Annotated in this window: 6 protein-coding genes, 2 rRNA genes and 1 other RNA gene (1 of these 9 running past the window's edge); 6 read left to right on the forward strand and 3 right to left on the reverse strand. The window is 41.5% G+C overall.

The features are described 5' to 3' along the window. Positions 1 to 13 precede the first annotated feature (13 nt). Both ACOQO5_RS01775 and ACOQO5_RS01780 read left to right on the forward strand, forming a co-directional pair. Positions 14 to 898 carry a nucleotidyltransferase family protein gene (locus ACOQO5_RS01775; RefSeq protein ID WP_420579964.1) on the forward strand — a complete coding sequence of 295 codons (885 nt, stop codon included), beginning with the start codon at positions 14 to 16 and terminating at the stop codon, positions 896 to 898. Positions 899 to 948: 50 nt separating this feature from the next. Next, entirely contained in the window at positions 949 to 1,413 is a 465-nt protein-coding gene (locus ACOQO5_RS01780) for a peroxiredoxin (RefSeq protein ID WP_420579965.1), read from the forward strand. An 8-nt stretch (positions 1,414 to 1,421) separates the two neighbouring features. Here the strand turns inward: ACOQO5_RS01780 and ACOQO5_RS01785 are convergent, their stop codons facing one another. After that, positions 1,422 to 2,252 (reverse strand): hypothetical protein, encoded by an 831-nt coding sequence (locus tag ACOQO5_RS01785; RefSeq protein WP_420579966.1) that lies wholly within the window; start codon positions 2,250 to 2,252, stop codon positions 1,422 to 1,424. Positions 2,253 to 2,374: 122 nt separating this feature from the next. Here ACOQO5_RS01785 and ffs point away from each other — a divergent pair. The 4 genes from ffs (at position 2,375) to ACOQO5_RS01805 (ending at position 4,242) form a co-directional block, all read left to right on the forward strand. Continuing rightward, positions 2,375 to 2,472, forward strand: an RNA gene (gene ffs / locus ACOQO5_RS01790) — signal recognition particle sRNA small type. Positions 2,473 to 2,639: 167 nt separating this feature from the next. Beyond that, positions 2,640 to 3,296: a fructose-6-phosphate aldolase gene (gene fsa, locus ACOQO5_RS01795; RefSeq protein WP_420579967.1), complete on the forward strand. Its 657-nt coding sequence runs from the start codon at positions 2,640 to 2,642 to the stop codon at positions 3,294 to 3,296. 26 nt (positions 3,297 to 3,322) lie between these two features. After that, positions 3,323 to 3,526 carry a fructose-6-phosphate aldolase gene (locus tag ACOQO5_RS01800; protein ID WP_420579968.1) on the forward strand — a complete coding sequence of 68 codons (204 nt, stop codon included), beginning with the start codon at positions 3,323 to 3,325 and terminating at the stop codon, positions 3,524 to 3,526. Between the two features lie 5 nt (positions 3,527 to 3,531). After that, the gene (locus ACOQO5_RS01805; protein ID WP_420579969.1) at positions 3,532 to 4,242 is read left to right on the forward strand and encodes a cell division ATP-binding protein FtsE; all 711 of its coding nucleotides are present in this window, start codon (positions 3,532 to 3,534) and stop codon (positions 4,240 to 4,242) included. Positions 4,243 to 4,519: 277 nt separating this feature from the next. Here ACOQO5_RS01805 and rrf read toward each other — a convergent pair. After that, positions 4,520 to 4,631 (reverse strand): 5S ribosomal RNA (rrf, locus tag ACOQO5_RS01810). A 162-nt stretch (positions 4,632 to 4,793) separates the two neighbouring features. After that, a 23S ribosomal RNA gene (locus tag ACOQO5_RS01815) occupies positions 4,794 to 6,000 on the reverse strand (it continues 1,676 nt past the right edge of the window).

Here is a 6,000-nt window from a genome sequence, read left to right on the forward strand (position 1 = left end):
CTAATTTAAATTAATGAAACCCACTTTACTCATTCTTGCTGCCGGTCGAGGTAGTAGATTTGGCGGAGCCAAACAAGTGGCTCCAATGGGCCCTCATGGAGAAACCATTATGGAATACAGCATCTATGATGCGTTGAACAATGGATTCGGAAATGTAGTCCTAGTCATAAACAAAGATGTAGAACAAGATACTTTTGATCTTGTTGATAAAATGACAGGTGCTAAAGAAAAAATATCTTACGCCTATCAGGATTTATACACTGATATGATTCACCCGGAAATTCAATCAAAAAGATTGAAACCTTGGGGAACGGCTCATGCCATCATGAGTGCCTGCAAATTAATCGAAGGTAGCTTTGCTATGATCAATGCCGACGATTACTATGGGAAGGATGCCTTCCAAACCATGGCTAATTATCTTCAGTCGCATACCGCACCAGCTAATTTCAGTATGGTTGGTTATGATTTAGAAAATACGCTATCCGCAAACGGCACAGTGTCCAGAGGCATATCTATTAGTGATAATAGTGGTTTCCTGAGTTCTATTAAAGAGACACATGAAATTGAAGCCAAAGATGGAAAGATTATATCAGAGGGAGGTATTGAGATAACTGAGGGACTTGCATCCATGAATTTCTGGGGCTTTCAAAATATTCTATTTGATGAATTAAAGCATCAATTCAAGGACTTCCTGAGTACTACTAAAGACCTAACTAAAGATGAATACCAAATCCCTACTGTCATTGATCAGATGATAAAAAAAGGAATGATTAAAGTTTCGGTTTTGCATTCCGGAGCCAAATGGTTTGGGGTAACTTACAAGGAAGATGCTAAATATGCAGCTGAGGCCATTCAAGGTTATGTAGCTGAAGGAAATTATCCTAGCCCACTTTGGTGATGAATTCTAATTAATTTTTATTAGATTTTGGTTTTAATAAATACTTAACAATGGGACTTAATATAGGAGATGATTTGCCAGATGTAACACTGGCGGACCAAGACGGGGCTTGGATAAAACTTAGAGATTTTGTGGGCCAACCCGTGGTAGTATTTTTTTACCCTAAAGACAATACACCGGTATGCAACATTGAGGCTTGCGAATTTGAAGCGCACTATGGCGAATTAAAGAGTGCAGGAGTTAAAGTTTTTGGGATCAGCAAAGACAGTGTCTCTTCACACAAAAAATTTGCCACTCGGTTTCATCTCGAATATAGATTGCTAAGTGATGTCAATTCAGAAGCAGAAAAGTCATTTGGTGTTGGAAGAAAACTATTTGGATTACTTCAGGATCGAATAACTTTTATTTTTGATAAGGAAGGAAAGCTCATGCACACCATTAAATCTCAGCTCAATGGAAGGCGCCATGTGGATGAAACATTGTCGGTATTAAATATTGAAACTCAGCTTAAATAACACTTATATTAAAATCCACCAATTTTAAGCGTCAAGTAGTAATTGATTTCATCAAATTCACTTGACTTCGTATTAACTAATTGCAAATCTTGAGTGAATCTTTTTGAGACTCCTAAGTCAACTCTAAAGTTTCTAGCAATGTTGACTTCCAAGTTAGCACCAGGTTCGATATACCAAAACACATCTTCATCGACAAGATTATCTTTGTTGTTCCAGAAGTCTTCTTGATCTGGATCTTCATACCCTAACCAACCTGCACCACCCGATACAGGAAACGTAATGTGCACCACTTCATTGGAAAAGAAAATGGGCTCGAGCATTAAACCTCCATATCCTCCTTGCAAACGCACTTCTTTTGATCCATCATCTGGGTCAATATCTTGATATTTGGTGGTAGGAATTATCCCATAGGCGTCAATTCCTATGGCTAATGTTCTATTTACGATCCACGCACCTCTAATACCCGCCATTACAAGTGTTTTGCTTTTGAAGTCAAATGTTTTAAAACTTACGGCCCCATATCCGCCACTATGATTCATCTTACCTGTAAGGGTTTTAATTTGATGCTTGTTTTTTGTTGGTTTTTCTTCTTTTGGTTGATAAGGTTCCGTTGCTTGATAATATTTAATAATCACAGGTTGCGTCGTTACCGTATCAACTTTTATAGGTTCTTCCAATTCATCATTTACACCGACAGTATCACTACCATTTTTCTCATCTCCAAAATATTGCAATTCAGTTTTTTGATTAATTGTATCTGATTTTTGAGGTATAATGGTCTGACCAAAAGTCGAAACAGAAAGCAGCAGTAGTCCGAGTGTTAAGTGAGTCGTATTCATTATTAAATAAAAATTTCAAACATATTTAAGCAAAAGACAACACCTCAAAGCATAGGTTTCCAATAATTAAAAAAATAATTGAAGGAAGTCTGGCTTTAGGAAAAAATCGTTCTAATTTTGCATTGGCAAATCAATACGACCAGCTCCTATTGAACTCCCCCAGGGCCGGAAGGCAGCAAGGGTAAATAGTTGTAGCGGTGCGATATAGGTTTGCCATTTTTATTTCCTTTCTTTTCAAAAACAATCTTTTACCTTTTAATTAAATAGCCTCGTATTCATACGATAGCTTTCTTGTTTTATTAAATCTGTGAATCATTAATTCATTGATTCTTTTCTATATAATTTTGTTGGACTAGCAATTTCATTCACACTAAAAAAACAGAAAATATGAAATTTTTCATCGACACGGCCAACTTGGACGAAATTCAAGAAGCTTATGACTTAGGCGTTTTGGACGGCGTGACTACGAATCCTTCATTGATGGCCAAAGAAGGCATCACAGGTCAAGCAAACATCTTAGCGCACTACAAAAAAATCTGCGATATAGTGGACAACAATGTAAGTGCCGAAGTTATTGCAACCGACTATGACAACATGATAAAGGAAGCCCACGAACTTGCCAAAATCGATGACAAAATTGTTGTAAAGGTGCCGATGATCAAAGACGGAATCAAAACGATAAAGACTTTAAGTAGTGAAGGTATTCGTACGAATTGCACCCTGATCTTTAATGCAGGACAGGCTCTATTAGCAGCCAAAGCTGGTGCTTCCTATGTATCTCCTTTTATTGGAAGGTTAGACGATGTATCAACAGATGGTTTGCAATTGATCGAACAAATAGTTCATATCTATGCCAACTATCCTGAATTAGACACTGAGGTATTAGCTGCTTCCGTAAGACACAACATGCACTTGATCCATTGCGCTGAAATTGGCGCTGACGTAGCTACTTGTCCTTTAAAAGTAATTACTGGATTATTGAAACATCCTTTGACTGATAGCGGATTGGCTCAGTTTTTAGCGGATCACCAGAAAGGAAACTAACTACTGAAAGCATCATCTCGTAGTCTATGCATATCATCAAAGTAAAAGGAAAGGCCAAAATACCGGACTACATCCAACTACGGGATGATGATTTCGTTTTAATTGCCTATTTTCGGGCAGATCGCCCTTTAAAAAAACTAGACAAGTATGGTCTGGAGGGCAAAGAGGAAGAACTCAAGGCGATAATTGAGCAGCTTCCTTTCGGAAAAATTCAACCTTTAAACATATAAACACGATGGAATTTAGTTCGAACCCTGTGGTAGAAGTCAATGAAGCAACCATCTATCAAGAAAATCAGGCCGTACTCAATTCTATCAGTTTCAAAATCGAAAAAGGCGAATTCGTCTTCTTGGTAGGGCGTACCGGTAGTGGTAAGTCATCTTTGCTTAAAACATTATATGCCGACCTAGACCTCAGAGAAGGTACAGCTGATGTAGCAGGATTCAATATCAAAAACATCAAGTCAAAGGATGTACCATACCTGCGAAGAAAAATTGGTATCATTTTTCAGGATTTTCAGTTATTCCCAGACCGGACTGTAACGGAAAATCTAGTCTTTGTTATGAAAGCGACGGGCTGGAAAGACAAATCAAAGATTAAAACAAGATTGGCCGAAGTGCTTATGCGGGTAGGCCTAGGTGCTGCAGCTGACAAACAGCCTCATCAATTGTCAGGCGGCGAACAACAACGTGTGGTGATCGCCCGAGCGCTAATCAACGAGCCAGCTATACTTATAGCAGACGAGCCCACAGGCAACCTCGACCCAGAGGTATCTGATGGTATTTTCAATCTATTTTTAGAAATCAATAGAAGTGGCACGGCTGTGCTTATGGCCACACACAATCATACCTTTATTACTGAATACCCGCACCGTACACTTAAATGCGAAGGAGGTAAACTTTTGGACTCGGAGAAAGAAGAATTTGAGTTGAGTGGACACTATTAGTACGCGTATTACTTAGTCTCCTACTACAAGGCATCCAGTGTTGGGGTCTTTTCGAATTTATAAAACCACTTTCCCGTTGTTTTTCCTGCACCATAAAACGCTTACATCATTGATGCAAGAGCTTTGATAAAACTGGGGTGCGCATCCTGGCGACGACTGTATCGTCGAGGCGCTACTCTCTGCTGCGCATACGGCCGTGTATTACCGTAGTAGCCTTTCAATTTCTTGGGCATAAAAAAACCCTGACTAAATGAATAATCAGGGTTTATTTGATAAAAACTGGCGACGACCTACTCTCCCGCGTATTACCGTAGTACCATCGGCGCTGAGTGGCTTAACTGCTCTGTTCGGAATGGGAAGAGGTGGACACACTCGCAATAATCACCATAAAGTCTTGATGAGTATCTAGTATTTAGTAACTAGATGTTAGACTCTTTTGTCTACTCATTTAATTTTTTTAAAGTCTCAATACTAAGTACTAACTACTCAGTACTGCAAGCTTCGCTTGCTTGACATGAATATTGTGAAAGAAAGAACGTGCAGAACACTGTTATAGAAAGTTTACAGGTAATTAGTACTACTCAGCTTTGACATTACTGCCTTTACACCTGTAGCCTATCAACGTCATCGTCTATAACGACCTTTAAAAGAAATCTCATCTTGAGGAGGGTTTCGCACTTAGATGCTTTCAGCGCTTATCCTCACCGAACGTAGCTACCCGGCGGTGCAGTTGGCACCACAACCGGTAGACCAGAGGTTCGTCCAACTCGGTCCTCTCGTACTAAAGTCAGAGCCTCTCAAATTTCTTACGCCCACAACAGATAGGGACCGAACTGTCTCACGACGTTCTGAACCCAGCTCGCGTGCCACTTTAATGGGCGAACAGCCCAACCCTTGGGACCTTCTCCAGCCCCAGGATGTGACGAGCCGACATCGAGGTGCCAAACCTCCCCGTCGATATGAGCTCTTGGGGGAGATCAGCCTGTTATCCCCAGAGTACCTTTTATCCTTTGAGCGATGGCCCTTCCATACGGAACCACCGGATCACTATATCCTAGTTTCCTACCTGATCGGCTTGTTGGCCTCACAGTCAAGCACCCTTATGCTATTGCGCTCTACGCACGGTTACCAAACGTGCTGAGGGTACCTTTGAAAGCCTCCGTTACTCTTTTGGAGGCGACCACCCCAGTCAAACTACCCACCACACAATGTCTCCCGCTGAGCGGGATTAGGCATCAGATAAATAAAGGCTGGTATTTCACCAACGGCTCCACCACGCCTAGCGACGCAGCTTCAAAGCCTCCCAGCTATCCTACACATCATTTACCCAATACCAATGTGAAGCTATAGTAAAGGTTCATGGGGTCTTTCCGTCCCGTTGCGGGTACGCGGCATCTTCACCGCGACTACAATTTCACCGAGCTCATGGCTGAGACAGTGCCCAGATCGTTGCACCATTCGTGCAGGTCGGAACTTACCCGACAAGGAATTTCGCTACCTTAGGACCGTTATAGTTACGGCCGCCGTTTACCGGGGCTTCAGTTCAGCGCTTCTTCCCGAAGGAATAACGCCCCCCCTTAACCTTCCGGCACCGGGCAGGTGTCAGGCCTTATACATCATCTTTCGATTTCGCAAAGCCATGTGTTTTTGTTAAACAGTCGCCTGGGCCTTTTCACTGCGGCCAGCCGAAGCTGGCGCCCCTTCTCCCGAAGTTACAGGGCCATTTTGCCTAGTTCCTTAGCCATGAATCACTCGAGC

The organism is Reichenbachiella sp. (assembly GCF_965223055.1).
Lineage (GTDB): Bacteria > Bacteroidota > Bacteroidia > Cytophagales > Cyclobacteriaceae > Reichenbachiella.

Coding starts and splice junctions, on each gene's coding strand:
- ACOQO5_RS01775 (WP_420579964.1), top strand. CDS start 14: ATGAAACCCACTTTACTCATTCTTGCTGCCGGTCGAGGTAGTAGATTT.
- ACOQO5_RS01780 (WP_420579965.1), top strand. CDS start 949: ATGGGACTTAATATAGGAGATGATTTGCCAGATGTAACACTGGCGGAC.
- ACOQO5_RS01785 (WP_420579966.1), bottom strand. CDS start 2,252: ATGAATACGACTCACTTAACACTCGGACTACTGCTGCTTTCTGTTTCG.
- fsa (WP_420579967.1), top strand. CDS start 2,640: ATGAAATTTTTCATCGACACGGCCAACTTGGACGAAATTCAAGAAGCT.
- ACOQO5_RS01800 (WP_420579968.1), top strand. CDS start 3,323: ATGCATATCATCAAAGTAAAAGGAAAGGCCAAAATACCGGACTACATC.
- ACOQO5_RS01805 (WP_420579969.1), top strand. CDS start 3,532: ATGGAATTTAGTTCGAACCCTGTGGTAGAAGTCAATGAAGCAACCATC.